The sequence below is a fragment of the Streptomyces liangshanensis genome, from assembly GCF_011694815.1.
In the GTDB taxonomy this organism is placed as follows: Bacteria; Actinomycetota; Actinomycetes; order Streptomycetales; family Streptomycetaceae; genus Streptomyces; species Streptomyces liangshanensis.
Window position 1 is genome coordinate 6,979,916 of the sequence record NZ_CP050177.1, and the last position, 25,690, is coordinate 7,005,605.

The window sequence follows — 25,690 nt, forward strand, 5'->3', positions numbered from 1 at the left end:
CACTCCAGCCCGCCCGGCGTTTGAGGGCATCGGTAAGCCGCGCCCGCGCACCGGACAGACGCACAAACCAAGCCCGTCCGGCGCTTGAGGACAACAGGTTCGGCCACCAGGTCGCGCGCGGCGCGCACTACCCGTGCCAGGACCGCCACAACGCCGCGTAAGCCCCTCCGGCCGCCACCAACTCCTCGTGGCTCCCCAGTTCGCTGATCCGCCCCTCCTCCACCACCGCGATGACGTCCGCGTCGTGCGCGGTGTGCAGGCGGTGGGCGATCGCCACCACCGTGCGGCCGTCCAGCACCCGCGCCAGCGAGCGCTCCAGGTGCCGGGCCGCCCGGGGGTCCAGCAGGGACGTCGCCTCGTCCAGCACCAGGGTGTGCGGGTCCGCCAGGACGAGGCGGGCCAGGGCGACCTGCTGGGCCTGGGCCGGGGTCAGCGCCGTACTCCCGGAACCGACCTCCGTCTCCAGCCCCGAGTCCAGCCCCCGCGCCCACCCGTCCGCGTCCACCGCGCCCAGCGCCGCCCACAGCTCCGCGTCCGCCGCGTCCGTGCGGGCCAGCAGCAGGTTGTCGCGCAACGACCCCACGAACACGTGGTGTTCCTGGTTGACCAGCGCCACATGCCGCCGCACCCGCTCCGCCGGCATCCGGGACAACTCGGCCCCGCCGAGCGTGACATGGCCGGTCCGGGGACCGTAGATGCCCGCGAGCAGCCGCCCCAGCGTCGACTTCCCCGCCCCCGAGGGGCCGACCAGCGCCAGCCGGGTCCCCGGCGGGACGTCCAGCGTCACCTGGTGCAGGACGTCCACCCCCGCGCGGTAGCCGAACCGCACGTCGTCGGCGCTGACGGTCCTGCCGTCCGGGACGACCGACTCGTCGCCCCCGTCCGGCTCGATGTCCCGCACGCCGACGAGCCGCGCGATGGACACCTGGGCGACCTGGAGCTCGTCGTACCAGCGCAGGATCAGCCCGACCGGCTCCACCAGCATCTGCGACAGCAGCGCGCCCGTCGTCAGCTGCCCGACGGTGATCCAGTCCTGGAGGACGAAGACCCCGCCGATCATCAGCACGGACAGGAAGATCGTCGTATGGGTCAGGTTGATGACCGGGAAGAGCACCGACCGCAGCCACAGCGTGTACCGCTCCCACGCGGTCCACTCCTTCACCCGCTGGTCCGACAGAGCGACGCGGCGCGCGCCGAGGCGGTGCGCCTCGATCGTCCGGCCCGCGTCGACGGTCTCGGTGAGCATCGCGGCGACCGCCGCGTACCCGGCGGCCTCCGAGCGGTACGCGGACGGCGCCCGCTTGAAGTACCAGCGGCAGCCCGCCACCACCAGCGGCACCGCGACCAGCACGGCCAGCGCCAGCGGCGGCGCGGTGACGGTCAGCGCGCCGAGCAGCAGCGCCGCCCACACGACACCGATGGCGAGCTGCGGCACGGCCTCCCGCATCGCGTTCGCCAGCCGGTCGATGTCGGTGGTGATCCGGGACAGCAGATCGCCCGTCCCGGCCCGCTCCAGCACGCCGGGCGGCAGCCCGACCGCCCGGACGAGGAAGTCCTCCCGCAGGTCGGCGAGCATCTCCTCGCCGAGCATCGCGCCGCGCAGCCGTACCAGCCGCGTGAAGACCGTCTGCACGGTCAGCGCGACCGCGAACACCACCGCGACGCGCTCCAGATGGAGGTCGCGCGCGCCTTCCGAGAGATCCTCGACCAGCGAGCCGAGCAGGTACGGGCCGACCATCGACGCGACCACCGCGACCGCGTTGACCGTGACGAGCAGGACGAACGCCCGGCGGTGCCGCCGCAGCAGTTCGCCCACGTAGGCCCGGACCGTCGCGGGCGTCCCGACGGGCAGGGTCGTCGCCGATTCCGGGGCCGCCGGATCGAACGCCGGGGGAGACAGGCCGATCATGCCGATTCCTCGATCTCTTCCCGGGCCCGCGCGGACGCCGGCGTCAACTCGTCCTGTACGGAGAGCTGTTCGCCCTCCGCCTCCGTCTCGCGTGTCACGACCGCGCGGTAGCGCGCGTCAGTCCGCACCAGCTCGCGGTGTCCGCCCACCGCGGCCACCGCCCCCTCGTGGACGAACACCACCCGGTCGGCGGCGTCGAGCAGCAGTGGCGAGGACGCGAACACCACCGTCGTACGGCCCGCCCGCAATTCCTTGACGCCTTGCGCGATCCGGGCCTCCGTGTGCGAGTCCACGGCCGACGTCGGCTCGTCGAGGACCAGCACCTCCGGGTCCGTGACCAGCGAACGCGCCAGCGCGAGCCGCTGCCGCTGCCCACCGGACAGCGAGCGCCCGCGCTCGGTGATCCGCGACGACATCGGGTCACCGCTGCCGTCCACCGACGCCTGCGCGAGCGCGTCCAGCACGTCGTCGCACTGCGCCGCGTCCAGCGCCTTCCCGGCGTCGACCGCGCCGGAGGCCGGCACGTCGAGCAGCTCCGTGAGCGTGCCCGACAGCAGCACCGGATCCTTGTCCTGTACGAGGACGCTGGCCCGCGCCGCGTCCAGCGGCAGGTCGTCCAGCGCCACCCCGCCGAGCAGCACCGACGGGCTCTTCTCCTCCTCGGCCGCGTGCCCGCCCAGGCGTTCGGCGAGCAGCCCCGCCGCGTCCGGGTCGCCGCACACCACGGCGGTCAGCAGACCCGCGGGGGCCAGCAGCCCGGTCGCGGGGTCGTACAGGTCCCCGGTCGGCCGCGCGTCGTCCAGGAGGCCACGCTCGTCGTCGTACGAGGTCCGCTCCAGCGACAGCACCCGCGCCGCGCGCTTCGCCGAGGGCCGCGAGAACGAGTACGCCATCGCGATCTCCTCGAACTGGCCCAGCGGGAAGAGCAGCAGCGTCACCGCGCTGTAGACGGTCACCAGCCCGCCGACGCCGATCCGCCCGTCGAGCGCGAGGTGCGCGCCGTACCAGACCACCGTGATGAGCAGCACGCCCGGCAGCAGGACCTGGACGGCCGAGATAAGCGACCACATCCGCGCGCTGCGGACGGCGGCCTTCCTGACCTCCTGGGACGCGGTGCGATAGCGCCCGAGGAACAACTCCTCGCCGCCGATGCCGCGCAGGACGCGCAGCCCCGCCACGGTGTCCGAGGCCAGTTCGGTGGCCTTGCCCGCCTTCTCCCGCTGGATGTCCGCGCGTTGGGTGGCCCGGGGGAGCAGCGGCAGCACGGCCAGCGCGAGCACCGGCACCCCGGCGGCGACGATCCAGCCCAGCTCGGGCAGGTAGAGCGTCAGCCCCACGCAGATCACGACGATCGCGAGGGCGGCGGCCAGGAAGCGCGACAGCGCCTCCACGAACCAGCCCACCTTCTCCACGTCACCCGTGGAGACCGCCACGACCTCCCCCGCGGCGACCCGGCGGGTCAGCGCCGAACCCAGCTCGGCCGTCTTGCGGGCCAGGAGCTGCTGGACGCGCGCGGCGGCGGTGATCCAGTTGGTGACGGCGGTGCGGTGCAGCATCGTGTCGCCGACGGCGATGGCGGCGCCGCACAGCGCGATGAGGCCGCCGGCCCAGGCGAGGCGCGCGCCCGAGCGGTCCACCACGGCCTGGACGGCGAGCCCGGCGCCGACCGGGAGCCCGGCGATGCCCAGGTGGTGCAGCAGTCCCCAGGCGACGGCCTTGAGCTGCCCGCCGAGCTGGTTGCGTCCGAGCCACAGCAGGAACCGGGGGCCCGACCGCGCGTCGGGAATGCCCGGATCTGGATACGGAAGGTCGCGAATCTGCATGATGTCCCATGACTGGTGGAGTGGCCCAAACCGTGCAAGGTTCGCCCTCCCGCCCGGCCCGGAGCAATCGATTTTCTCCCCGACGAGCGGAATCGAGCCATCCGCCGGGCCACGGGCAGGTGGCCGGCAGTGCCGCGCGGGATCAGCAGCGCCGCGCCGCCGTCCCGTCGACCAGGGCCTCCAGCAGCCCGCCCAGCGTCTCGCGCTGCTCGCCGGTCAGCGGCGCCAGGATCTCCGTGGCGGCCGAACGCCGGGCCAGGCGAAGCGACTTGAGCGTGGCCGTGCCGGTGTCGGTCAGCTCGATCCGTACCACCCTGCGATTGGTCGGGTCGGGGGCGCGGCGGACCCAGCCGCTCGCCTCCAGACCGTCGACCAGCGTGGTCACCGCGCGGGGGACCACTTCCAGCCGCGCGGCCAGATCGGCCATCCGGGGCGGGGTGTCGTACGTCGCGACCGTGCGCAGCAGTCTCGCCTGCGCGGGCGTGATGCCGATCGGCTCCAGCTGGCGCTTCTGGAGGCGATGGAGCCGCCGGGTCAGACGCAACAGCTGCTCGGCCAGCATGCCGTCGGCATCGGGGGTGTCCATGGCGGAATAATATCAGGACCACGCTCATTGTGAGCATAGGTAACAGTCGGCTATGCTCAGGGAAGTATCGACACCTCTCGAAGGAGCCCATGAACCCGCACGTGAATCCGCACGCCTCCACCTGGACACCCTCGCCCAGCAACAGGAACAGCACTGGGACCAGCCCCGGCACCGGTCCGGCCGCCGACATCAGCGCCGGCACCAAGGCCGTCGACGGTACCGGCGCAAGACCCGACGGCCCCGACAGCGGCGCGCCCGGCCAGGAGCAGCCCGCCGAGCTGCGGCGCATCTTCCGTCTCTTCCGCCCCTACCGCGGCCGTCTCGCCGTCGTGGGCCTGCTCGTCGGCGCCTCGTCGCTGGTCTCCGTCGCCTCGCCGTTCCTGCTGCGCGAGATCCTCGACACCGCGATCCCCCAAGGGCGTACGGGCCTGCTGAGCCTGCTCGCCCTCGGCATGATCCTCACCGCCGTCGTCAACAGCGTGTTCGGCGTCCTCCAGACCCTCATCTCCACGACGGTCGGCCAGCGCGTCATGCACGACCTGCGCACCGGCGTGTACGCCCAGCTCCAGCGCATGCCGCTCGCCTTCTTCACCAGGACCCGGACCGGCGAGGTCCAGTCGCGCATCGCCAACGACATCGGCGGCATGCAGGCGACCGTGACCTCCACCGCGACCTCCCTGGTCTCCAACCTCACGGCCGTCGTCGCCACGGTCGTCGCGATGCTCGCGCTGGACTGGCGGCTCACGCTCGTCTCCATGCTCCTGCTGCCGGTCTTCGTGTGGATCAGCCGCCGCGTCGGCCGCGAGCGCAAGAAGATCACCACCCAGCGCCAGCGCCAGATGGCCACGATGGCGGCCAACATCACCGAGTCGCTTTCCGTCAGCGGCATCCTCCTCGGCCGCACGATGGGCCGGGCCGACTCGCTCACGAAGGCGTTCGCCGACGAGTCCGAGCAGCTCGTGGATCTGGAAGTGCGGTCGAACATGGCCGGACGCTGGCGCATGTCGACCATCGGCATCGTGATGGCCGCCATGCCCGCGGTCATCTACTGGGTCGCGGGCCTCGCGCTGCACGCGAGCGGGACCGCCGTCTCCATCGGCACGCTCGTCGCCTTCGTCTCGCTCCAGCAGGGCCTGTTCCGCCCGGCGGTGAGCCTGCTCTCCACCGGTGTGCAGATGCAGACGTCCCTGGCGCTCTTCCAGCGCATCTTCGAATACCTCGACCTGCGGGTCGACATCACCGAGCCCGCCGAGCCCGTCCGTCTCGACAAGATCGGCGGCGAGGTCCGCTTCGAGGGCGTCGACTTCAGTTACGAGGGCAAGGGCGGCCGGACCCTGAGCGGCATCGACCTCACGGTCCCGGCCGGCGGCAGCCTCGCCGTCGTCGGGCCCACGGGATCCGGCAAGTCGACCCTCAGCTACCTGGTGCCCCGGCTGTACGACGTGACCGGCGGCCGGGTCCTCCTCGACGGGGTGGACGTACGGGACCTGGACTTCGACACCCTCGCCCGCGCGGTCGGAGTCGTCTCCCAGGAGACCTACCTCTTCCACGCGTCCGTCGCCGAGAACCTCCGCTTCGCCAAGCCGGACGCCACGGACGAGGAGATCGAGACGGCCGCCAGGGCCGCCCAGATCCACGACCACATCGCCTCGCTGCCCGACGGGTACGACACCCTCGTCGGCGAGCGCGGATACCGGTTCTCCGGCGGCGAGAAGCAGCGCCTGGCCATCGCCAGGACGATCCTGCGCGACCCGCCCGTCCTGATCCTGGACGAGGCCACCAGCGCGCTGGACACCCGTACGGAACAGGCGGTGCAGCAGGCCATCGACGCGCTCTCCGAAGGACGTACCACCCTCACCATCGCCCACCGGCTCTCCACGATCAGGGACGCCGACCAGATCGTCGTCCTGGACGCGGGGCGCGTCGTGGAGCGGGGCACGCACGAGGAGCTGCTGCGGGAGGACGGGCGGTACGCGGCGCTGGTCCGCAGGGACACGCGGCCCGCGGGGGCCGGGGAGAGCCTGCCCCCGGCGGAGGACCTGGCGGCGCTCGCGCCCCGGGGCTGAGCCGGCGCGCGGGGCGTCCCCGAGGTCGCCCGTGTCGCCGACCGCCACGTGCCGTGATCGGCGATCACCCGGGGTTAGCGTGCCCGTATGACCTACGAGCCTGTGAGGCGCCGGCCGGGGCGCCGCCCCCGGCTGACGGGCCGGGGCCGCCTGGTCCTCATGGCCGGGGCCGTGCTGGTCATCGCGGCCGCGGTGCTGGTGCCCGTACTGATCGACCGGGGCTCGGAAGGCCCGGGACCGGGCAGGCTGGTCGTCCCCGAGGGACAGCGGGCCGCGCAGGTGTACGCCTCCGTGGACCGTGCCCTGGGCCTGGCCGCCGGTACGACGCGCGAGAAGGCCGCGTCCGTACCGCTCGACCTCCCGCCGGCCGCGAGGGACAACCCGGAGGGCTACCTGTTCCCGGCGACGTACCCGGTGAACGCGGAGAGCACCCCGGCGAGTCTGCTCAGCTTCATGGTCAACACCGCGAACCAGCGGTTCGGCGCGCACCACATCAGCGACGGGGCCCGGCTCGACGACGTGAGCGTCTACCAGACCGTCACCCTCGCGAGCATCGTGCAGGCGGAGGCCGCCACGGCGTCCGACATGGGCAAGGTCTCCCGGGTCATCCACAACCGGCTCGCCCGGGGCATGGCGCTCCAGATGGACTCCACCATCAACTACGGGCTCCGGCGCAGCACGCTCGACACCACGTACCAGGACACGGGCATCGACAGCCCGTACAACACGTACGAACGCAAGGGCCTGCCGCCCACGCCGATCGGGAATCCGGGCAACGAGGCGCTGAACGCGGCCGTGCGCCCGACGCGGGGGAACTGGCTGTACTTCGTCACCGTGGCGCCGGGGGACACCCGCTTCACGGCCAGTTACGCGGAGCAGCGGCGGAACGTGGCGGAGTTCAACGCGAACCGGCGGGCCGCGAGCCGCACCGGCTGAGGGGCGGTATGCGCGCCGCCCGGGGTTCACACCGGCTCGGGCACCCGCGCCAGCAGCCGCCTGATGTCCCGTACCGCCGCCCGGCCCGCCCGGTTCGCGCCGATCGTCGAGGCCGAAGGCCCGTACCCCACCAGGTGCACCCGCTCGTCCCGTACGGCCCTGGTCTCCTCGACCTTGATGCCGCCGCCCGGCTCCCGCAGCCTCAGCGGCGCCAGATGGTCCACGGCCGCCCGGAAGCCGGTCGCCCAGAGGATCACGTCGGCCTCGACCGTCCGCCCGTCGTCCCAGGCCACGCCCGTCGGGGTGATCCGGTCGAACATCGGCAGCCGGTCCAGGACGCCTTCCTCGCGGGCCTTCGTGATCGCCTCGTTCACCGGCAGCCCGGTCACGGACACCACGCTCAGCGGCGGAAGCCCCTGGCGGACCCGTTCCTCCACGAGGGCGACGGCCGCCCGGCCCTGCTCCTCGCCGAACGGGCCCTCGCGGAAGACGGGCGGCCGCCGGGTCACCCAGGTCGTGTCCGCCGCCACCTCCGCGATCTCGATCAGGTGCTGGGTCCCGGAGGCGCCGCCGCCCACCACCACGACCCGCAGACCGGCGAACGCGCCGGGGCCCGGGTAGTGCGCCGTGTGCAACTGCCGCCCCAGGAAGGTCTCCTGGCCGGGGTAGCGCGGCCAGAACGGCCGGTCCCAGGTGCCGGTGGCGTTGATCAGCGCCCGCGCCCACCAGACCCCCTCGGACGTCTCGACCCGGAGCCGTCCCGCCCCGCCCTCACGTACCGCCGTCACGTCCACCGGCCGGTGCACCCGCAGGTCGAAACGGTCCTCGTACGCGGCGAAGTAGGCGGCGATCACCTCCGAGGAGGGGCGCTCGTCGTCGGCCGCCGCCGTGGTCAGTTCCATGCCGGGCAGCGAGTGCATGCCGTGGACCCTGCCGTACGTGAGCGAGGGCCACCGGAACTGCCAGGCACCGCCCGGCCGCGGGGCGTGGTCGAGCACGACGAAGTCCCGGTCGGGCTCCAGGCCCGACCGGCGCAGGTGGTGGGCGCCGGACAGACCCGCCTGCCCGGCGCCTATGACCACCACATCGATGTCGCGTACGCCGAAGTCACTCACGCCCGTACCAACAGCCCGGGCCGGGGGGATCTTCCCGCGCCGCGATCGCACCGGCCGCGACCGCCGCGCGGCCTCGGCGCCCGCCGCGCCCGGCCCCGTCACCCCGCGGCCTCAGCGCCCTCCGGACACCAGCAGCGGCGCCCCGCCCCCCGCCGCGGCCCCCGGCAGCGGCGCCAGCTCCGCGAGCAGCCCGCGCCGCGCCAGCTCCGGCGTCACGCCCTCCCCGAACCAGTACGCCTCCTCCAGGTGCGGGTAGCCCGACAGCACGAAGTGCTCGATCCCCAGGGCGTGGTACTCCTCGATCCGGTCGGCGACATCGGCGTGGCTGCCCACCAGCGCGGTCCCGGCCCCACCCCGTACCAGCCCGACCCCCGCCCACAGGTTGGGCGCGATCTCCAGCTGGTCGCGGGTGCCGCCGTGCAGCGCGAGCATCCGCTGCTGGCCGACGGACTCGCTCCTGCCGAGCGCCTTCTGCGCGGCGGCGACCGTCTCCGGGTCGAGGTCGTCCAGCAACCGGTTCGCCGTGGCCCAGGCGTCCTTCGCGGAGTCCCGCGAGATGGTGTGCATCCGGATGCCGAAGCGGACCGTACGGCCCCGCTCCTCCGCGAGCCCCCGGATCCAGTCGATCTTCTCCTTCACCTGCGCCGGGGGCTCGCCCCAGGTCAGGTAGACGTCGGTGTGCGCGGCGGCGACCGGCCCCGCGGCCGCCGAGGAACCCCCGAAGAACACCGGTGGCAGCGGGTCGGGCGGCAGCGCCGTCAGCCCGCCCTCGACCTGGTAGTGCTGCCCGTCGAAGTCGAACGGCTGCCCGCCCCACACCCCCCGTACCACCTGGAGGAACTCCGCCGTCCTGGCGTAGCGCCGGTCGTGGTCGAGGTGGTCGCCGAAGCGCCGCTGCTCGGTGGAGTCGCCGCCGGTCACCACGTTGAGCATCAGCCGGCCGCGGGTGATGCGCTGGTACGTGGACGCCATCTGCGCCGCCAGTACGGGGGAGATCACCCCGGGCCGGAACGCCACCAGGAACTTGAGCCGGTCGGTGTGCTGGGAGAGCGCCACCGTCGTGAGCCAGGCGTCCTCGCACCAGGTGCCCGTGGGCGTCAACACGCCCTCGAAGCCGAGGCGTTCGGCCGCCTTGGCGATCTGCGCCAGGTAGTCGACGTCGGGCGCGCGGATCCCCGTCACGGCGGTGTTCCCCGTGCGGGTGATGCCCCCGTCGGTGTACGCGTGACGGTCCACGAGCGTGCGCCCGTCACCGCCCGTCGGGAGGAACCAGTGCAGGTGGATGCTCATGAGGAGGGGGCCTTTCCGTAGCTGCGCGCCGGGGAGGTCGACGGCGGCAGGTTGTCGTTGAAGCGGCCGTCCACGTAGTCCGCGAAGTCGAAGTGGCGGGGGATCAGCTTCAGATCGGCGAAGGTGTCGGCGATCTGCTGCTCGGAGGCGATCGCATCCTTGTCGAGCGCGACCGGCACCCGGGTGCCGTAACTGCGCTTCACCGCGGCGAGGGCCACGTCGTAGGGCAGCCCGGTGTCCTTCGCCCAGACCTTCGCCCACGCCTCCGGGTGCTCGTACACCCAGTCCTGGGCCCGGCGCAGCCGCGTGATGAGGTCGCCGATCGCCTGTTCCTTCTTCTTGTCCTTGAGCGCGGCGGGCGCGGCGACCTGGACGGTGAGCCCGTTGACCACACCCTGGCCGTTGGTCAGGATCCGGCCCTTGCCACTGCCCAGGACCTGCGAGGTGTACGGATCCCAGACCGCCCAGGCGTCGACCTTGCCGCTGTTGAAGGCGGCGAGCGCGTCGGCGGGCTGGAGCAGGGTCACCTTGATGTCGGAGAGCTTCAGGCCGGCGGCCTTGAGCGACGCGATCAGCTGGAAGTGGGCCGAGCTGCCCTGGGCGACCGCCACCGTCCGGCCCTTGAGGTCGGTGGTCTTCTTGAGGGGCGAGTTCTTGGGGACGAGGATCGCCTCACCGGCGGGGTCGCCGTGCACGGCGGCCACGACCACGATCTTCGACTTGGCACCGGCGGCGAAGACGGGCGGGGTGTTGCCGACCGTACCGATGTCCACCGCACCGGCGTTGACGGCTTCGAGCATCGGGGGTCCTGAGGTGAAGGTGGACCACTTCACCCGGTAGGGGAGGTCCTTCAGTTCCCCGGCGGCGCGCAGGATCGCCTCCGAACCGCCCTTCTGGTCACCGACATTGAGGGTGACCGCTCCCTTGCCGTCGGTGTTGCCGCCACCGCCGAGACCCACACTCGACGCGGTGTTGCCGTCGGTGGAGCAGGCGGAGACGAGGAGGGTGAGGGAGAGGAGGAGGGCGGCGGACAGCCCTCGTCGGTTACGCGGCACGGTTCGTCCCGGGGGTAGCGGCGGGTTCGTCGACGCCCAGCTCGGTGAGCAGGCGGGTGCGCAGGGCGGCGAAGGCGGGGTCGCCGACGGAGCGCGGCCGGTCCAGGGCGATCGGCGTCTCGTACGCGATCACACCGTCACGCATCACCAGGGCGCGGTCGGCGAGCAGCAGCGCCTCCTCCACGTCGTGCGTCACGAGCAGGACGGCGCAGCCGCGCCGCTGCCACAACTCGGCCACCAACTGCTGGGCCTTGATGCGGGTGAGCGCGTCGAGCGCGCCGAACGGCTCGTCGAGCAGGAGCAGATCGGGCTCCCGTACGAGCGCCCTGGCCAGTGAGGCGCGCTGCGCCTCACCGCCGGACAGGGTCTTGGGCCAGGCGCCGGACCGGTGCGCGAGGCCGACCTCCGCCAACGCCTCCTCGGCGACGGCCCGGTCGGGCTTGCCGTCGAGGCCGAGTAGTACGTTGCGCCAGACGCGTTTCCACGGCATCAGCCGCGGCGACTGGAACGCGACCGCGCGCCGCTTCGGCACGAGCACGCTTCCCTCGATGTCGCGGTCGAGCCCGGCCAGGACCCGCAGCAGGGTCGACTTGCCGCAGCCGCTGCGGCCGAGGAGGGCGGTGAACTCGCCCGCGCGGAGGGTGAGATCGAGGTGGTCTATCACCGGCTGGCCGCCGAAGGCACGGGTCAGGCCGGTGACCCGTACGGCGTCGGCGCCGTTCACGGGGGTCACTGGCCCTTGAAGGTGGGTCGCCATTGCAGCAACAGCCTTTCGAGAGTACGGACCACGGCATCGGCGATCAGGCCGAGGAAGGCGTAGACGATCAGGCAGACGACGATGACGTCGGTACGGAAGAAGTCGCGGGCCTGGTTCATGAGGAAGCCGATCCCGGAGTCGGCGTTGATGGTCTCGCCGAAGACCAGGGCCAGCCAGGCGGTGGCGAGCGAGTACCGCAGCCCGGTCATCGCGCCGGGCAGGGCGCCCGGCAGGATGACGTGCCGGACGAGCCCCCACCGTCCCAGCCCCAACGACTGCCCCGCCTCGATGAGTTGCTCGTCGACGCCGCGGATCCCGGCGTACACGTTGAGGTACAGGTGGAAGGCGACACCGAGCGAGATCAGCGCGATCTTCGGCGCCTCGCCGATGCCCAGCCAGATGATGAGGAGCGGGATCAGCCCGATGAACGGCACGGTCCGTAGCATTTGCACGGTCGCGTCGATCAGGTCCTCGCCGAGCCGCGAGAGCCCGGAGGCGAGGGCGAGCGCGACCCCCACGACCCCGCCGATCAGCAGCCCGGCGGCGACCCGCTGGAGCGACACGCCCATGGCGGTCGGCAGGGTGCCGTCCGCCGTCAGGTCACCGGCGGCCCGCGCGATGGTGAGGGGCGAGGCGAGGGTGTCGGCGTGCAGGACCCCGGTCGAGCTGAGCACCTGCCACACGACGAGCAGCAGCAGCGGCCCGACCGTCCTGCGCAGCCAGCGGGGGACGGAACGCAGGGGGGAACGGCCCGCCGAGGCGGCGGCGAGCGTGACGGTCTCCAGTTCGGCGGGCCGGTCCTCGGACGGGGCGCCGGGGAGGTTCGGCGGGGCATGGTCGACGGTCATGGCGGCTCCACGGGAGGTGGGGGAGAGGGCCGGACGCGCGCACGCGTCCACGCGGGCCCGGGCACGCCCGGGCATGACGACGTCAGCGGTCAGCGGGGGAGAGGGCGAGACAGGGCGCCGCGCTCAGGGGACGTCGGCAGGGGACGTCGGTGAGGGGAGGGAAAGAAGGTCAGCAGCCGCGACAACACGCGGCGGAAGCCACCCGCAGCAGGTCGATGTGACCGCGCGTGGTGAGCAGAGCTGAACGCAACATGGCGCAGAACGTAGCGAGCGCTTCCGGACCCGGTCAATGGTGTCTCGGCCCGTGGACGCGTGATCCCGAGGCGTGGGCGGGCAGGATGGACCCATGCCAGACGCCTTCACCACCAGGATCCTGAACGTCACCACCGGCCCGGAAGAGACGGTGTCCGACCTGACGGCCGCCTGCGAACAGTTCCTCCACGACACCGCCGCGGGCCGCGACGGCCTGCTCAACATCTTCGTCCCGCACGCCACGGCGGGCGTGGCGATCATCGAAACGGGGGCCGGCAGCGACGACGACCTGCTGGCGGCCCTGCACACCCTCCTCCCGGCGGACAACCGCTGGCAACACCGCCACGGCACCCCCGGCCACGGCAGGGACCACGTACTCCCGGCCCTGGTCCCCCCACACGCCACCCTCCCGGTCCTGTCCGGCCAACTGGAGCTGGGCACGTGGCAGTCGGTCTGCCTGGTCGACACCAACAAGGACAATCCAACCCGCCAGGTCCGCCTGAGCTTCCTGGGCTGACCAAGATCGCCCAGGTGGTGCCGCGATCCCTCCGTGACCTGCGTGCCATCCAGCGGCGAAATCGTGGGGCTACCGCGAAGACGCGGGCAGCCGGGCGTCCCTCTCCGACCCGGGAACGCTTGGCAGTTCACGGGAGAGCCGCGTCCACCCGGCCGAGGGCGCCAAAGGCGGGCGGCGAGGAAGCACCGCGTCGTGCGGTCGGCGTTCGTCCCCCAACCTCACCGCTGTTTCATCAATGACGACAGAGGGTGTCGGGTTTACGGCCGACGATTGACGCATGCGCGAAACCCCGGAAGAACTCGACAAGCTCCAGTCCCTCCTCGGCTCCTCCCTCTCCGGCTCGACCGCACACCTCCGCTCGATCGTCGAGGGCCGCACCATCACGGCGGCGCAGCTCACCGGGGTCCTCACCGGCATGTGCGCGCTCGCCCTCTCCACGGTGACCGCGAAGGGCGAACCGCGGATCAGCGGCGTCGACGGGCACTTCCTGCACGGTCGGTGGCACTTCGGCACGGCGCGCAACGCCGCCAAGGCCCGTCATCTCGCGGCCCGTCCGGCCGCCAGCGTCGCGCACATGCGCGGCGAGGACCTCGGCGTGTTCACCCACGGCACGGTGGAGGAGCTGAACCCCGAGGGCGCCGAGACCACGGCCGACTGGCAGGAACTCCTCGCCTACTTGCAGGACTTCTACGGCGACGACACCTTCGACTGGAACCGCGAGGTCGTCTACTACCGGCTGAACCCGCACTGGATGACCGTCTACGCCCCCGACCTCGACAAGCTCACCGGCACGTGACGCCGGCGCGCCGTGGCGACCAGATGGATTGCGGCCTCGGTCACCGGCCGGGGTGGGCCGGCTTTCAGAACTGGCAGTAGTACGGGGACCCTCCGTTGGCCAGGTTGGCGTCCCATACCCAGCCGGAACCGGCAATGTACGACCAGGTGTTGCCGAAGCTGTTCGCCACGTAGCACCGCACCACGATCGACCGGCCAGGCGGGTATGAAGTGACCGGGTCGCATTCCCCGTACGGGCCCTTGCGGACAGTGGCGGTCGCGGAGACTGTGTCGGCCGTGCTGTACGGATTGAGAGAGGCGGTCGGGGCATTCAGGTTCCACGGGCAGGCGGCCGCCGCACCAGCGGCGCCGGTCACGGCGACGGCTGGAGCGCCGAGACTGCCCGCGGCGGTCAGCAGCATCGCCGCGAAAGCTGTTCGTGCGAACGCGAGTTTCGGTCCGATCATGATCGTCCCTTCGGATGTTGCCCTCCGCAGGCCCTCGGCGAGGGCCTTGGTGCAGAGACTGCCCGGTCTTCGCCAACGGCCGAAGGCTTTTGCCTCAGGAGGCAAAACCCAACTACCAGGTGCCACCCCTGTCATCTATGACTGACGGTCACTTCGGCTGCTGAGTGTCACCTGTGCGTCGGTCGCTGTAGCGGGCTGCGGGCTCGGAGCCCGAGAAACGGGGGGCGAGGGTCTGCATGTCCGCCCGCAGCTTCGACCAGTCGGAGTCGGGTAGAGACGGTACGGTCACGGTTTCCCCGGCGTCGAGACCGGCGAAGGCCGCGTCCACCGCGTCAGTGACCGACATGACCAACCCGTCAGGTATGTCGGCGAGTTCGAGGCCGGAGCCGTTCCAGAAGCCGGTGCCCGTTGCCCCTGGCATGAAGGTCTGTACGCGTACTCCGGTGCCGGCGAGTTCCTTTGCGAGGGCCTGGGTGAAACTCAGAACGTACGCCTTTGTTCCGCTGTACACGGCGCTGATCGGCAGGACGCCGACCGCCAGAGCGGAGGAGACGTTGACGATGACACCGTCACCCTGAGCGCCGAGCCCGGCGGCCGCCGCGGCTGCCAGCTTCGTGAAGGCGGTCACGTTCAGTTCGATCAGCGCACTCGCAGCGCTCGGATCGATGGTCGCCAACGGTCCGAAGAGCCCCCCGCCCGCGTTGTTGATCAGCACGCGGACCGCTGTGTCGGTACGCAACCGCTCCTCGACGCGGGCAAGTTCAGCGTCCTGGGTCAGGTCGGCGACCAGGACCTCGGCGCGCCTGCCGGTGCGCGCGGTGATGGCGGCGGCCAGGGATTCGAGACGGGCTTTGTCCCGGGCTACCAGGAGCAGGTCGTACCCACGGTCGGCCAACCGCTGAGCGAACACCGCCCCCATGCCTCCGGATGCTCCGGTGACGACGGCGATCTTGCCGGCATGTGTGCTCATGGGAATCTCCATTCGTGCGATGAATCAGAGGAGGCGTGGGCCAGTCATAGGGCCTGGAACGCGTCGTCGGGCCGTTTGTCGACCGTGAACCGCAGCCCCCACAGCCCGATCTCCTTCAGGACGGGCTGGAGCGCGTGGCCGGTCTCGCTCAGCTGGTAGAGGGCGGTGGCGATGGGTGGCGGCGCGTCCTCGCGCGTGATCAGCCCCGCCGCTTCGAGTTCCTTGAGGCGGGTCGACAGGAGGTTCGTCGCGACGCCCGGCAGCCCCCGCTTCAGCTCCGTGAACCGGGACGGGCCCTGCAGCAGCAGCTCCCGGACGATCAGCAGCGTCCAGCGGTCCTCGATGACATCCAGCCCGCGGGCTATCGAGCAGTACTGCCCATAACTACGCATGAATGAAGTCTACAGCAGAAACTAAAGTGGCTGGATGAAAAAGTAAACCGAGTGAGTGTAGTATTTAAACCATGACGCGTACGCCGTCCCAACCGCTCGGGCTCGTCCCCCTGCTTCTGGCGTCGTTCGTGATCAATCTCGACACGGATCCGGAGATCACGGGTTCAGCGGGAGAACTGCAATCCGACAGGGAAATGAGGTGATCGCGATGGTTGATGTACCTGCATTCATCTGGGTGCTCACCCTCGCCGGAATAACAGGACTGACCGGGATGACGAGTTTCGTCCTGTACCGGGGTGCGAAACTCGCGGGGGCCACGCGACGGAGCGCGGTCGGGCTCGGGGCGGCCACGGCTGCCGTGCTCGGTGCCTGGTTCACGGCCACGGGGGTGATCGCGGCGCATGACGGATACCTCTCGGGGCACGGGCACATTTCTTTCCTGCCCTTCGCGTTCGCCGGGTCGCTGATCGCCTTCCTGGCCGCCACCCGGATCCCCCTGGTCTCCCGCGCGCTCCACGCGCCCGGGATGCTGCACCGGCTGGAATGGCCACACGCGTTCCGGGTGGTGGGGGTCGTGTTCCTGATCATGATGGCCCTGGGTCGTCTGCCGGCGCTGTTCGCGCTGCCCGCGGGGCTGGGGGACATCGCGACCGGCATCGCCGCCCCGTTCGTCGCACGCCGCCTCGCCAGGGGCACCGGCCACCGGCTCGCCGTCAGGTTCAACCTCTTCGGCATGCTCGACCTCGTCACGGCACTGACCCTCGCCCTCCTCATGGGCGCCCACGTCATCAACGTGACCCCGTCCGCACGCGCCATCACCGAAGCGCCGATCGCTCTCATCCCCACCGCCGCCGTCCCCCTGCTGCTCACCCTGCACATCACCTCCCTGCGCCGCCTGAGGGCCATCAAGCGGGGACGGAAGGGCACGGCCGGGACCACCACACCGAACGCGGACGTCGCGGTGCCTCACCCCGTGCCGTCGGCCTCGCACAACAACTGAAGGAGCGCGTCATGAAAACACTCATCGTCGGTGCCGGTGCTGTCGGCGGCTTCGTGGGAGGAAGGCTGGTCCAGGCCGGACGGGAGGTGGACTTCCTGGTCCGCCCCGGCCGGGCCGAACACCTCCGGCAGCGGGGCCTGCACATAGTCGAGGGCAACCGGTCGGAGGGGATCGCGGTCAACCCGATCACGGCCGACGCCCTGAAGGAGACGGAAGAACCGTACGATCTCGTGCTGCTCTCCGTGAAGCCGGACGCGCTGTCGGCGGTCATGGACGACATCACGTCGGCCGTCGGCTCGGCCACCGTGCTGGTTCCCTTCCTCAACGGCATGGCACACCTGGAGGAACTCACGGGACGCTTCGGCAAGTCCCTGCTCGGCGGCACCCTCAGGATCGTCACGCAACTCGACGACAACGGGGACATCCGCCAGTACCTTCCCGGCGGGCAGATCGAGATCGGCGAACTCGACGGCAGCAGGACCAGCAGGGTCGAGGAAGTGGCGCGGACCCTGGCCATCCCCGATTTCGACGTCGCTGTGAGCGCTGACATCGTCGGCGCGATGTGGCAGAAGTGGGTCATGATCGCCACCGTCGGGGCGATCACCTCCCTGGCCCGCGGCACCATCGGGGACGCCGCCGCCCTCACCGACGGGGAGCGGTTCGCCACCGTGACCCTTGAGGAGGCGGCCTCGGTCGCCGCCGCGTCCGGCCACGGACTGAGCGAGCCGGCCCACGCCGCGCTCCAAGAACTGGTCACGGCGACGGGGTCCGGCATGACCTCGTCCCTCTCCCGCGAGCTGGCCTCCGGCCGTCCCACCGAGGTCGAGAACGTCCTCGGCGACCTCATCCGCCGAGGCCACGCCACCGGCGTCCCCGTACCCCGCCTCGAAGCCGCAGCCCTGACCCTGCGCGCGCACAACCAGCGACACACCACCGCCCCGGAAAACTGATCGGACACGAGAGTCCCCACGCAGGAAGCGGCGCCCTCGCGGGCGCCGCCGCGTGCGCGCGGAGAAACGGAGCACTGCCATGACGGCACTACCGGCGTCGGGGGCGGTGCAGTCGCGCGCCGCCAAGGGGGTCTGGGCGGGGCTGGTCCTCGCCGTGTCGATGACCACGATCGACCAGACCATCGTCGCCCTGTCGAGTCCCTCGATCCAGGACCACCTCTCGATCAGCCACGCGGATCTCCAGTGGGCGGTCAACGCCTACCTGCTGACCACGGCTTCGTTCTTCCTGCTCGGAGGACGGTTGGCCGACCTCCTCGGACACCGGCGCATGGCCCTGATCGGAATAGCCGGATTCGGGGTGACGTCCCTCCTGTGCGGGCTCACACCCGAGGGCTCCTTCGCCGCGCCCTGGCTGATCACTGCCCGAGCCCTCCAAGGGGTGAGCGGCGCGCTGATGTTTCCCGCGGCCATCGGCATCGTGGTGCAGTCCTTCCCGAGGGAACGACGCGGTCGCGCGATGGCGACCTTCTTCACCATCACGGGGGCCATGACGGCGATCGGGCCCGTCGCCGGCGGCTACCTGACGCAGTGGACCTGGCGGTCGATCTTCTGGATCAACGTCCCCGTCGCCGTTGCCGCCGCGATCCTGACCGTACGGATGGTGCCGCGCTCGAAGGGCACGGCCGGGACCGTCGACTGGCGTGGCGCCGCCGTGTCCGCCGTCGCGATGGCACTGGTCGTCTTCGGGCTGCAACAGGCCGGTGCCTGGGGCTGGACCAGCCCCGGAGTCTGGGTGCCGATCGCGGTCGGCGCCCTGACGCTGGTCCGGTTCGTCGGCCTGGAGCGCCGCACCCCCATGCCGCTGGTCAACCTGGAGGTGATGCGCGATCGCGGATTCGCCGTTTCGACCCTGGCGATGTTCTTCGCGTCCGTCGCGTTCATCTCCGTCTTCTTCTTCCTCAGTGTGTACGGGCAGGTGTCCCTGCGACTGCCGGTCGGCGACACCGGCCTGCTCCTGCTCAAGTTCTTCATCGGATTCGCCGTCGCCGCCCGCTTGGGTTCGGCCCGCTTCGACCGCCACGGGGCCCGTCCGGTCGTTCTCATGGGTGGTGTCGTCGGCACCGTCGGATTCCTCTGGCTCGCCCGTACGGCCACCGATCTCGGGTTCGACGCGAGCGCCTTCCTCAACCGGCAGACGTGGCCCCTGCTGGTCGCCGGCGCGGGAATCGGCTTCATGTTCAGTCCCGTCTCGACGGACGCGCTCAATCGCGCCATCGGCGCTTCGTACGGTGAAGTCTCCGCCGTGACCCAGACCGTGAAGAATTTCGGCGGCGCACTGGGACTGGCGCTGTTCTCCACACTGGTCACCCACCGCCTGACGCAGAAGCTGACCGACTCCATCCTGGCCGTCGGCGGCACCTCACGCGACGCCGGGCGCGCGGTCGACGCGGTCACCGGCGGGGACCCCGGCGCGGCCGGAGGCCTGGCCGCGGGGAACGCCTCGGCTCTTCGGGCGGTTCGGGTCGACTACGCGTCCGCGGCGCAAGTGGCCTTCTACGGCATGGCCGGGGCCATGGCGGTCGTGGCCCTCCTGGCATGGTGGTACCCCCGCGGTAGTGGCACACGCGAGGCTTCCTGATTCCCCGCAGAACAACGACGAAGGGTGGCGGACCATGGTGACAGTGTTGCGGAACGTACGGGTCTTCGACGGCCGGCGGGTGAGGGAGCCCAGCAGCGTCGTCCTGCGCGCCGGCCGGATCGGCGGCCAGGCGGTGGGCGCCGAGCTGGTGGGAGCCGAGGTGGTGGACGGCGACGGGGGCGTGCTGATGGCCGGGCTGATCGACGCCCACGTCCATCTCGACGAGGTCGGCCAGCTCGACCGGTTGCGGGCGTACGGGATCACGACGGCGCTGGACATGGGGGCGCGGCCCGGCTTCATCGCGACGTTGCGAGGGTCGGTGGGCCTGCCCGATGTGCGCAGCGCGGGGACGGCGGCCATCGGTCCGGGCAGTCCGCACGAATCGCTCGTGGGACCGGAGGGGGTGGTGGCCGGGCCCGGCGCGGCCGAGGGGTTCCTCGCCGACCGCGGCGCCGAAGGCTCGGACTACCTCAAGATCATTGTGGGCGATCCGTCGCCGAGCCACGACCAGGCCACCCTGGACGCGCTGGTCGTGGCGGCCCGTTCCCGTGGACTGCTGGTCGTCGCCCACGCGTTGTCCCACGAAGCCGTTGACATGGCCCAGCGGGCCGGCGTGGACATCCTCACCCACACACCGAAGGACCGGTTGCTCAGCGCCGAGGCCGTCGCGCGCACCGTCGAGGACGGCCGCGCCGTCGTACCCACCCTGGCGCTGGCGGAACTGCTCGACGTACGGGCGGGCACCCCGGGCGACAGCCACGGCACGGTCCGGGCGAACACGGCCGCCCTGTACCGGGCGGGTGTGCCGCTGCTGGCCGGGACCGACGCGCACGTCCCGCCGTGGAGCGGTCCGTACCTCGCTCATGGCGAGAGCCTGCACCGGGAGCTGGAACTGCTGGTCGACGCCGGGCTGAGCACCGTCGACGCCCTGCGTGCGGCGACCGTGCTGCCGGCCCGGTACTTCGCCCTCGCCGACCGCGGGGTGGTCGAGCCGGGACGCAGGGCCGATCTCGTGCTCCTCGACGGCGACCCGGTGAGTGACATCACCGCCACGCGGGCGATCCGCCGCGTCTGGTGCGGGGGACTCGCGTACACGGCTCCGTGACGCCGCCGGCGGGTCCACGGAGAGGACGGCCCCACCCCTGTTCGGCCCGCACGGTGATCCGTGCGGGCCGAACAGGGGTGGGGCCGTCCTGCTGTGGGTCTGTCAGCCGGCGGATCCGCCGACGACGGTGAGCTCCTTGCGCGGGGGCTCGGTGCCGCTGTCGGTGTCGGACAGGCCGATCCGGTCGTGCAGGCGGCGCAGGGGGCGCGGCGCGGACCAGGCGTGGCGGCCGAGGAGCCGCATGGCGGCGGGGACGAGGATGCCGCGGATGAGGAGGGCGTCCATGAGGATGGCGAGTCCGCAGCCGATGCCGAACATCTGGAGGAAGCTCACCGAGGCGGTGCCGAAGGCGAAGAAGCTGACGGCGAGGAGTCCGGCGGCGGTGGAGACGATCCGGCCCGTGCGGGAGAGTCCCTGGGTGACGGAGTCGACGGGCCCGGCGCCGGCGTCGTGGAGTTCCTTGATACGGCTGGTGAGGAACACCTCGTAGTCCATGGAGAGTCCGAAGGCGATGCAGAACAGGGCCACGGTCATCGCGGTGTCCATGGGGCGGGGGGTGAAGCCGAGCCAGGAGGCGAAGTGGCCGTCCTGGAAGACCCACACCATGGTGCCGATGGAGGCCGAGATGCCCAGGAGGTTGAGGATCAGCGCGCGGATGGGCTGGGCGACGCTGCCGGTGAACAGGAAGAGCACGATCAGGGTGGTCAGACCCACCAGGCCGGCGGCGTAGGGGAGTCGTACGCCGATGGCGTGTTTGGTGTCGACCAGTTTGGCGGCGTCACCGGTGACGAGCACGCTCGACGCGTGCGGGGCGGGCAGGGCGCGGATGTCGCCGACCAGGTCCTGCGCGGCTGTCGAATGGCCGTCCAGGTCGCTGTACACGGTGAGGAGATGGGTGCCGTCCTTCTCGGCGCCGGTGACATGGACGACGTGCGGCAGGTTCTTCAGTTCGTCCGGCAGCGCGCCGGGATCACCCTTGACGACCACCTGCATCGAGGTGGCCTGGTCGCCGGCGAAGTCGGTGCGCAGCTGGTCGGAGGTCTGCCGTGCCTGGCTCGACGGGGGCAGCACCCCTTGGTCGGGTGTGCCGAAGACGGCGTGGGTCAGGGGGCCGGCCATGACCAGCAGCAGCGCCAGCGGTGCGAGCGCCACCAGGGGCCGGCGCATGACCGCACCGGCGAGCCGACCCCAGAACGGCGCCTCGCCGCCACTGGGCCTGCCCTTGGACCACGGCAGCCGCCCCGCCTCGACGCGGTGGCCCAGCACGGTCAGCAACGCGGGCACCAGGACCAGGGCCGCCACCGCGGCCACGGCGACCACGCCGATGCCCGCGTAGGCGAACGAGCGCAGGAAGTACAGCGGGAAGACCAGCAGGGCGGACAGCGCGGCGATGACCGTGGCCGCGGAGAAGAGGATGGTCCGGCCGGCGGTACGTACGGTGGTCACCACGGCGGTACGGGGATCGGCGCCCCGCGCGGCCAGTTCGCGGTAGCGGGCCACCATCAGCAGCGCGTAGTCGACGCCCAGGGCGAGACCGAGCGCGGTGGTCAGGTTGATGCCGAAGACCGACACGTCGAGGAACCGCCCGAGTACCGCGAGCTCCGCGAAGGTACCGAGAATCGCCACCAGCCCTACGGCGAGCGGCAGCATGGCCGCGACGAAGCCACCGAAGGCCAGGACGAGCAGGAGCAGGGTCAGGGGAATCGCGATCAACTCCGCCCGGGCGAGGTCCTTCCTCACCTGCGAGGTGACCGTGCGATTGACGACGGCCCCGCCGCCGGCCTCCACGGTGACCTCGGCGTTGTCGCGCGCGTAGGTGGTGGTGAGGTGGTCGATCAACGCGGTGTCCTCCTGGTCCACGTTGGCGACGATCTCCGCGGACGTGCCGTCCTTCGACCTGAGGGCGGAACTGTGGGACTGCCAGTACGACGTGACCTTGTGTACGCCGGGTTCCGCGGCCAGCTTCTCGGCCAGCGCGGTCCCCGACGCCTCGGGGCCGGCCGCGTCCACCGATCCGGTGCGCGCCTGGACCAGGAGAACCAGATTGGGCGGGCCGCCGAAGGTGTCGTCGACGATCTGTCCCGCCCGGGTGGAAGGAGCGCCTTCGGCGTCAAAACCACCCCCCTTCAACTGGGCGAACGCGCCTGCCCCCAGGACGCCCATGGCGACCACGGCGACCGCGGCCAGGACAAGTACCAGTTTTGCCCTGCGATGAACTGCGACAGCGAATGCGGTGAGCACAGAACTCCCCTCCCGAATGAATGTGGCCATGCTTGATCTGGGCAGAAAAAACGGAGGGCCTGATCGAGGGGACTTCCCTCCGGCCCTCCGTGGACAGGAATGTGCCGAGGTCTCTCTACGTGCTTCGCCGACTCGCGAGCGTTTCGTGGTAGGTCTGTCCCCGGCTCATCCCGAGGAATGTGGTGACGGGCCGCTGCGCGAGCGCGCTCGCGATGAAGTCACCGATACGGGGTGAGAACGCCTCTCCCAGGAGAAGCATGTTCGCCATCCGTGGCAGCACCACGCGGCGCTTGCCATGTCGCACCGCGGACACCACGGCCCGCGCGACGCCCTCCGGCGTCAGCGGGGTCATGTGCCGGAACGGCGGAGGCATCTCGTCGGCCTCCGCGTCGCGCAGCAGGTCCGTGGCGGTAAGGGCCGGATAGATCACCGAGACGCCGATCCCGCCGCCCTTGACCTCCTGGCGGAGGCTGTCCGAGAAGGCGGAGACGGCGTGCATCACGATCGCGTAGGAGCCGAAGCGGGAGAACGCCTTGCGTCCCATCACGGACGACATGTTGACAATCGCGCCCGACCCCTGCTGCCGGAAGACCGGCAGTACGTGTCGCGTCACGCTGATCATTCCGAAAAGGCTCGCCTGGAGCGTCTGGTGGACCTTGTCCGGGAATTCCTCGGATTCGATCTCGCCGACCTTTCCGATTCCGGCGTTGTTCACCAGGACGTCGATTCTCCCGAATCGACGGGTCGCGGCTTCCACCAGGGCCGCCACGTCACTCTCGGAGGTCACGTCGGTCGGCACCGACAGCACTTGCGAGCCCAGTGTGCGCGCCTCGGTCTCCACCTGGTCGAGCCGTGGGGCCGAGCGCGCCGCGAGAACGAGTTGCGCTCCTTCCCGGGCGAACGCCAGAGCGACGGCTCTGCCGATTCCCCGCGATGCCCCCGTGATCAGTACCACCTTGTTCTCGAAGAACACGATCACACACTTCCCTCGACGTTGTATATGCAACATGTGGGCCGAAAATAATGGGCCGCGGGCCGGCCCTTGTGTCTACGCGCCCGGCGGATAGCCCATGCCGCTCGCGATCCCCTGGAGCGCGGTGACGCCTGTCGCCCCCAGGATCCGTGCGGCCTCTCGCTGGGCCTGCCGCCACTCGGGCATCACCGACTCGATCTTGGCCCGGCCGGCGGGGGTCAGCTCGATCTCCCGTATCCCTTTGGCGTCGGACGACACGATCTCGACCCAGCCGTGATGCAGCAGCAGTTTCAGGTTCCGGCTGACCGTCGATCTCTCCAGTTGGAGCACGTCGCCCAGCTTCGAGGGAGGGCACGGGCCCGCCGCGCCCAGGGCGGCCAGAAGGTTGACCTGGGCGATGGTCACTCCGTGGCGGTCGAGCGCGCCGTCGTAGAGACTGGTGACGGCGCGCCCGATCAGCCGGACCCGCACGGCCAGACAGTCATGCACGATCTCTCTGACGGAGGACTCTCCCATGGGTCCATTGTTGTAGCTGCATCAAGCGGATGTCAAGCCGGGGCCGGGTTCGATGTGTCCGTCGCCGACGCGCGGTGGGGTGGGCGTGCCGTACACACGCCTGGCGTGGCGGGCGTAGACGCGCGGACCCACGAACGGCATCACCAGGCGGGCGGCGAGGGGAGCCTTGGAGAGAATCTCCTTCAACACCAGCGGGTCGCCCTCGTACATCACCATGCCGAGCACGAGCGGCAGGTCCTGCTTGGGGGTGCCGTTCAGGCCGTGCTCTCCGAGCTGGGCCCATTCCGCGGCGGTGACGTGCTCCTCGACCAAGGGAAGGATTCTCTCCTCCTCCATGGCCATGTGCTCCTGGAGGCGGGCGCTCAGCGTTTCGCAGGACGCGGCGAGCAGCTCGCCGCCCCGGGCGCTCTCCTTCCAGGCGGCCAGCAGCTCGGTCACGTCGCGGAGCGCCGTCTCGATCCCGTGGTGCTGCTCCTCCATGGTGGGCACGATGGCCGAGGTCTGCTCGCCGCCGCGCTCCAGGAGGAGTGGCCACAGGACGAGGTCCTCGCCCTCGTGGTGCAGATGCAGCACGAGGCAGATCTTCTCGGCGTGGGTCGCGACGATCTTGGCGCGCTTGATGTCGCCCGGGGGTACGCCTCGGACGAGTCCGGGCAGGAGACGGAACTCGCGACGCAGCATCACGTGCGCTGTGTACATGTCGCGGACGTCCGCCATGCTCTCGCCGGCTTGGGTTGTCACAGGTTGCCTCTGTCGGTCGGTGACGCGACGCCCGGCCCAGGGGCCGGGGATCGCGGACGGGAATTCACTGAGGGGTGGGTGGGAGGGGTGGGTCCAGTGTCCGCAGCAGACTGCGGGCGGGTGGCCCCGCCGGCAGCGGTTCGCTGTCGACCAGCGCGCAGGACTGGAGGAAGAAGGCGGTCAGGCGGCGTGACGCCTTCGCCGCGTTGGAGCCGGTTCCGATGACCACCCCCGCGTTGGCGAGCAGGAACAACGGCAGGTCGTGCGGGGAGAAGTCCCCGCGCAGGACTCCGGCCTCCTTCGCGCGACGGACCAGGCGCGTGAATCCCCGCAGGGCGCGCCGCCGTTCGGCTTCCAGTTCCGCCGAGGCCGGAAAGCTCGTGTTCAGTACGGCCGCGAAACCCCGGTCCTCACACTGCATCCGGCACACGAGCTCCACGTAGCCGCGGAACGCCGCCCAGGGATCCGGGTTCTCCGCCGCCGCTTCCGCCGCGTCCGCGTACTCGCGTACCCGGGGAGCGAATACCTCGGCCACCAGGTCTTCCCGCTGGGGAAAGTTGCGCTGAAGGGTCGCGATCCCCACCTTCGCGTGCCGCGCGATCTCGTTGAGCGACACCTCCAGACCGCGCGCGGCGTACAGGTCCGTCGCCGCGGTGAGCACTTTCACGCGGTTCCGTCGCGCGTCCGTACGGCGCTGCCGGGGCGGAACGGTGTCCTCGTACAAGACCACACTCCTCGGTCTGGGAGCTTCGTGTGCGGGTCGACTGC

General features: G+C 71.1%; 25 protein-coding genes. 8 read left to right on the plus strand and 17 right to left on the minus strand.

Features of this window, described 5'->3' with window-relative positions; all coding sequences use genetic code 11:
* Positions 1 to 127: 127 nt before the first annotated feature.
* The 3 genes from HA039_RS30305 to HA039_RS30315 all read right to left on the minus strand — a co-directional run bounded on the left by HA039_RS30305 (position 128) and on the right by HA039_RS30315 (position 4,318).
* Positions 128 to 1,909 carry an ABC transporter ATP-binding protein gene (locus tag HA039_RS30305; protein WP_167034704.1) on the minus strand — a complete coding sequence of 594 codons (1,782 nt, stop codon included), beginning with the start codon at positions 1,907 to 1,909 and terminating at the stop codon, positions 128 to 130.
* Positions 1,906 to 3,732 carry an ABC transporter transmembrane domain-containing protein gene (locus HA039_RS30310; protein ID WP_167034706.1) on the minus strand — a complete coding sequence of 609 codons (1,827 nt, stop codon included), beginning with the start codon at positions 3,730 to 3,732 and terminating at the stop codon, positions 1,906 to 1,908. Before HA039_RS30310 ends, HA039_RS30305 begins: the two co-directional genes overlap by 4 nt.
* A gap of 142 nt (positions 3,733 to 3,874) precedes the next feature.
* Positions 3,875 to 4,318, minus strand: a complete 444-nt coding sequence (locus HA039_RS30315) for a MarR family winged helix-turn-helix transcriptional regulator (protein WP_167034708.1) — start codon at positions 4,316 to 4,318, stop codon at positions 3,875 to 3,877.
* Positions 4,319 to 4,407: 89 nt separating this feature from the next.
* Here HA039_RS30315 and HA039_RS30320 point away from each other — a divergent pair, with 89 nt between their 5' ends.
* Together HA039_RS30320 and mltG are read left to right on the plus strand one after the other, a co-directional pair.
* Positions 4,408 to 6,384 (plus strand): ABC transporter ATP-binding protein, encoded by a 1,977-nt coding sequence (locus tag HA039_RS30320; RefSeq protein WP_243869835.1) that lies wholly within the window; start codon positions 4,408 to 4,410, stop codon positions 6,382 to 6,384.
* An 87-nt stretch (positions 6,385 to 6,471) separates the two neighbouring features.
* Positions 6,472 to 7,320 (plus strand): endolytic transglycosylase MltG, encoded by an 849-nt coding sequence (gene mltG / locus HA039_RS30325; protein ID WP_167034710.1) that lies wholly within the window; start codon positions 6,472 to 6,474, stop codon positions 7,318 to 7,320.
* A 26-nt stretch (positions 7,321 to 7,346) separates the two neighbouring features.
* On the opposite strand, the gene HA039_RS30330 is transcribed toward mltG, so the two are convergent.
* The 6 genes from HA039_RS30330 to HA039_RS34665 form a co-directional block, all read right to left on the minus strand.
* Positions 7,347 to 8,435: an NAD(P)-binding domain-containing protein gene (locus tag HA039_RS30330; RefSeq protein ID WP_167034712.1), complete on the minus strand. Its 1,089-nt coding sequence runs from the start codon at positions 8,433 to 8,435 to the stop codon at positions 7,347 to 7,349.
* A 111-nt stretch (positions 8,436 to 8,546) separates the two neighbouring features.
* Positions 8,547 to 9,725, minus strand: a complete 1,179-nt coding sequence (locus tag HA039_RS30335) for an LLM class flavin-dependent oxidoreductase (RefSeq protein ID WP_167034714.1) — start codon at positions 9,723 to 9,725, stop codon at positions 8,547 to 8,549.
* A complete protein-coding gene (locus HA039_RS30340) occupies positions 9,722 to 10,780 on the minus strand; it encodes an ABC transporter substrate-binding protein (RefSeq protein WP_167034716.1) in 1,059 nt (352 codons plus the stop codon). Before HA039_RS30340 ends, HA039_RS30335 begins: the two co-directional genes overlap by 4 nt.
* Positions 10,770 to 11,537 carry an ABC transporter ATP-binding protein gene (locus tag HA039_RS30345; RefSeq protein WP_167034718.1) on the minus strand — a complete coding sequence of 256 codons (768 nt, stop codon included), beginning with the start codon at positions 11,535 to 11,537 and terminating at the stop codon, positions 10,770 to 10,772. Before HA039_RS30345 ends, HA039_RS30340 begins: the two co-directional genes overlap by 11 nt.
* Positions 11,510 to 12,385 carry an ABC transporter permease gene (locus HA039_RS30350; protein WP_167034720.1) on the minus strand — a complete coding sequence of 292 codons (876 nt, stop codon included), beginning with the start codon at positions 12,383 to 12,385 and terminating at the stop codon, positions 11,510 to 11,512. Before HA039_RS30350 ends, HA039_RS30345 begins: the two co-directional genes overlap by 28 nt.
* Before the next feature lie 169 nt (positions 12,386 to 12,554).
* Positions 12,555 to 12,638, minus strand: a complete 84-nt coding sequence (locus tag HA039_RS34665) for a putative leader peptide (RefSeq protein ID WP_343234701.1) — start codon at positions 12,636 to 12,638, stop codon at positions 12,555 to 12,557.
* A 93-nt stretch (positions 12,639 to 12,731) separates the two neighbouring features.
* Here HA039_RS34665 and HA039_RS30355 point away from each other — a divergent pair, with 93 nt between their 5' ends.
* Entirely contained in the window at positions 12,732 to 13,154 is a 423-nt protein-coding gene (locus HA039_RS30355; protein WP_167034722.1) for a YjbQ family protein, read from the plus strand.
* A 277-nt stretch (positions 13,155 to 13,431) separates the two neighbouring features.
* Positions 13,432 to 13,950, plus strand: coding sequence for a pyridoxamine 5'-phosphate oxidase family protein (locus HA039_RS30360; RefSeq protein WP_167034724.1), 519 nt, complete (start codon positions 13,432 to 13,434; stop codon positions 13,948 to 13,950).
* 64 nt (positions 13,951 to 14,014) lie between these two features.
* Here the strand turns inward: HA039_RS30360 and HA039_RS30365 are convergent, their stop codons facing one another.
* The 3 genes from HA039_RS30365 to HA039_RS30375 form a co-directional block, all read right to left on the minus strand.
* Positions 14,015 to 14,395 (minus strand): hypothetical protein, encoded by a 381-nt coding sequence (locus tag HA039_RS30365; protein ID WP_167034727.1) that lies wholly within the window; start codon positions 14,393 to 14,395, stop codon positions 14,015 to 14,017.
* A gap of 148 nt (positions 14,396 to 14,543) precedes the next feature.
* A complete protein-coding gene (locus HA039_RS30370; protein WP_208298737.1) occupies positions 14,544 to 15,377 on the minus strand; it encodes an SDR family NAD(P)-dependent oxidoreductase in 834 nt (277 codons plus the stop codon).
* Positions 15,378 to 15,409: 32 nt separating this feature from the next.
* On the minus strand, positions 15,410 to 15,757 hold the full coding sequence (locus HA039_RS30375) for a winged helix-turn-helix transcriptional regulator (RefSeq protein WP_243869837.1): 348 nt from the start codon (positions 15,755 to 15,757) through the stop codon (positions 15,410 to 15,412).
* A gap of 208 nt (positions 15,758 to 15,965) precedes the next feature.
* Here HA039_RS30375 and HA039_RS30380 point away from each other — a divergent pair, with 208 nt between their 5' ends.
* The 4 genes from HA039_RS30380 (at position 15,966) to HA039_RS30395 (ending at position 20,451) form a co-directional block, all read left to right on the plus strand.
* Positions 15,966 to 16,757: a hypothetical protein gene (locus HA039_RS30380; protein WP_167034729.1), complete on the plus strand. Its 792-nt coding sequence runs from the start codon at positions 15,966 to 15,968 to the stop codon at positions 16,755 to 16,757.
* Positions 16,758 to 16,768: 11 nt separating this feature from the next.
* Complete coding sequence (locus HA039_RS30385) at positions 16,769 to 17,707, plus strand: ketopantoate reductase family protein (protein ID WP_167034731.1); 939 nt, start codon at positions 16,769 to 16,771, stop codon at positions 17,705 to 17,707.
* A gap of 79 nt (positions 17,708 to 17,786) precedes the next feature.
* The gene (locus tag HA039_RS30390) at positions 17,787 to 19,346 is read left to right on the plus strand and encodes an MFS transporter (RefSeq protein ID WP_167034733.1); all 1,560 of its coding nucleotides are present in this window, start codon (positions 17,787 to 17,789) and stop codon (positions 19,344 to 19,346) included.
* Between the two features lie 34 nt (positions 19,347 to 19,380).
* On the plus strand, positions 19,381 to 20,451 hold the full coding sequence (locus HA039_RS30395) for an amidohydrolase family protein (protein ID WP_167034735.1): 1,071 nt from the start codon (positions 19,381 to 19,383) through the stop codon (positions 20,449 to 20,451).
* A 102-nt stretch (positions 20,452 to 20,553) separates the two neighbouring features.
* Here HA039_RS30395 and HA039_RS30400 read toward each other — a convergent pair whose 3' ends face one another.
* From HA039_RS30400 to HA039_RS30420, 5 genes are all read right to left on the minus strand, one after another.
* Entirely contained in the window at positions 20,554 to 22,692 is a 2,139-nt protein-coding gene (locus HA039_RS30400) for an MMPL family transporter (RefSeq protein ID WP_167034738.1), read from the minus strand.
* 115 nt (positions 22,693 to 22,807) lie between these two features.
* Entirely contained in the window at positions 22,808 to 23,671 is an 864-nt protein-coding gene (locus tag HA039_RS30405; RefSeq protein WP_167034740.1) for an SDR family NAD(P)-dependent oxidoreductase, read from the minus strand.
* A 69-nt stretch (positions 23,672 to 23,740) separates the two neighbouring features.
* On the minus strand, positions 23,741 to 24,181 hold the full coding sequence (locus HA039_RS30410) for a MarR family winged helix-turn-helix transcriptional regulator (RefSeq protein ID WP_167034742.1): 441 nt from the start codon (positions 24,179 to 24,181) through the stop codon (positions 23,741 to 23,743).
* Between the two features lie 21 nt (positions 24,182 to 24,202).
* Positions 24,203 to 24,922, minus strand: a complete 720-nt coding sequence (locus HA039_RS30415) for a hemerythrin domain-containing protein (RefSeq protein WP_243869839.1) — start codon at positions 24,920 to 24,922, stop codon at positions 24,203 to 24,205.
* Positions 24,923 to 24,986: 64 nt separating this feature from the next.
* Complete coding sequence (locus tag HA039_RS30420; protein ID WP_425086392.1) at positions 24,987 to 25,646, minus strand: TetR/AcrR family transcriptional regulator; 660 nt, start codon at positions 25,644 to 25,646, stop codon at positions 24,987 to 24,989.
* Positions 25,647 to 25,690 lie beyond the last annotated feature (44 nt).

Bases quoted from the DNA above. Each gene is read 5' to 3' on its own strand.
- HA039_RS30305 (WP_167034704.1), bottom strand. From the start codon at position 1,909: ATGATCGGCCTGTCTCCCCCGGCGTTCGATCCGGCGGCCCCGGAATCG.
- HA039_RS30310 (WP_167034706.1), bottom strand. From the start codon at position 3,732: ATGCAGATTCGCGACCTTCCGTATCCAGATCCGGGCATTCCCGACGCG.
- HA039_RS30315 (WP_167034708.1), bottom strand. From the start codon at position 4,318: ATGGACACCCCCGATGCCGACGGCATGCTGGCCGAGCAGCTGTTGCGT.
- HA039_RS30320 (WP_243869835.1), top strand. From the start codon at position 4,408: ATGAACCCGCACGTGAATCCGCACGCCTCCACCTGGACACCCTCGCCC.
- mltG (WP_167034710.1), top strand. From the start codon at position 6,472: ATGACCTACGAGCCTGTGAGGCGCCGGCCGGGGCGCCGCCCCCGGCTG.
- HA039_RS30335 (WP_167034714.1), bottom strand. From the start codon at position 9,725: ATGAGCATCCACCTGCACTGGTTCCTCCCGACGGGCGGTGACGGGCGC.
- HA039_RS30345 (WP_167034718.1), bottom strand. From the start codon at position 11,537: ATGGCGACCCACCTTCAAGGGCCAGTGACCCCCGTGAACGGCGCCGAC.
- HA039_RS30350 (WP_167034720.1), bottom strand. From the start codon at position 12,385: ATGACCGTCGACCATGCCCCGCCGAACCTCCCCGGCGCCCCGTCCGAG.
- HA039_RS34665 (WP_343234701.1), bottom strand. From the start codon at position 12,638: ATGTTGCGTTCAGCTCTGCTCACCACGCGCGGTCACATCGACCTGCTG.
- HA039_RS30355 (WP_167034722.1), top strand. From the start codon at position 12,732: ATGCCAGACGCCTTCACCACCAGGATCCTGAACGTCACCACCGGCCCG.
- HA039_RS30360 (WP_167034724.1), top strand. From the start codon at position 13,432: ATGCGCGAAACCCCGGAAGAACTCGACAAGCTCCAGTCCCTCCTCGGC.
- HA039_RS30365 (WP_167034727.1), bottom strand. From the start codon at position 14,395: ATGATCGGACCGAAACTCGCGTTCGCACGAACAGCTTTCGCGGCGATG.
- HA039_RS30370 (WP_208298737.1), bottom strand. From the start codon at position 15,377: ATGGAGATTCCCATGAGCACACATGCCGGCAAGATCGCCGTCGTCACC.
- HA039_RS30375 (WP_243869837.1), bottom strand. From the start codon at position 15,757: ATGCGTAGTTATGGGCAGTACTGCTCGATAGCCCGCGGGCTGGATGTC.
- HA039_RS30380 (WP_167034729.1), top strand. From the start codon at position 15,966: ATGGTTGATGTACCTGCATTCATCTGGGTGCTCACCCTCGCCGGAATA.
- HA039_RS30385 (WP_167034731.1), top strand. From the start codon at position 16,769: ATGAAAACACTCATCGTCGGTGCCGGTGCTGTCGGCGGCTTCGTGGGA.
- HA039_RS30390 (WP_167034733.1), top strand. From the start codon at position 17,787: ATGACGGCACTACCGGCGTCGGGGGCGGTGCAGTCGCGCGCCGCCAAG.
- HA039_RS30395 (WP_167034735.1), top strand. From the start codon at position 19,381: ATGGTGACAGTGTTGCGGAACGTACGGGTCTTCGACGGCCGGCGGGTG.
- HA039_RS30410 (WP_167034742.1), bottom strand. From the start codon at position 24,181: ATGGGAGAGTCCTCCGTCAGAGAGATCGTGCATGACTGTCTGGCCGTG.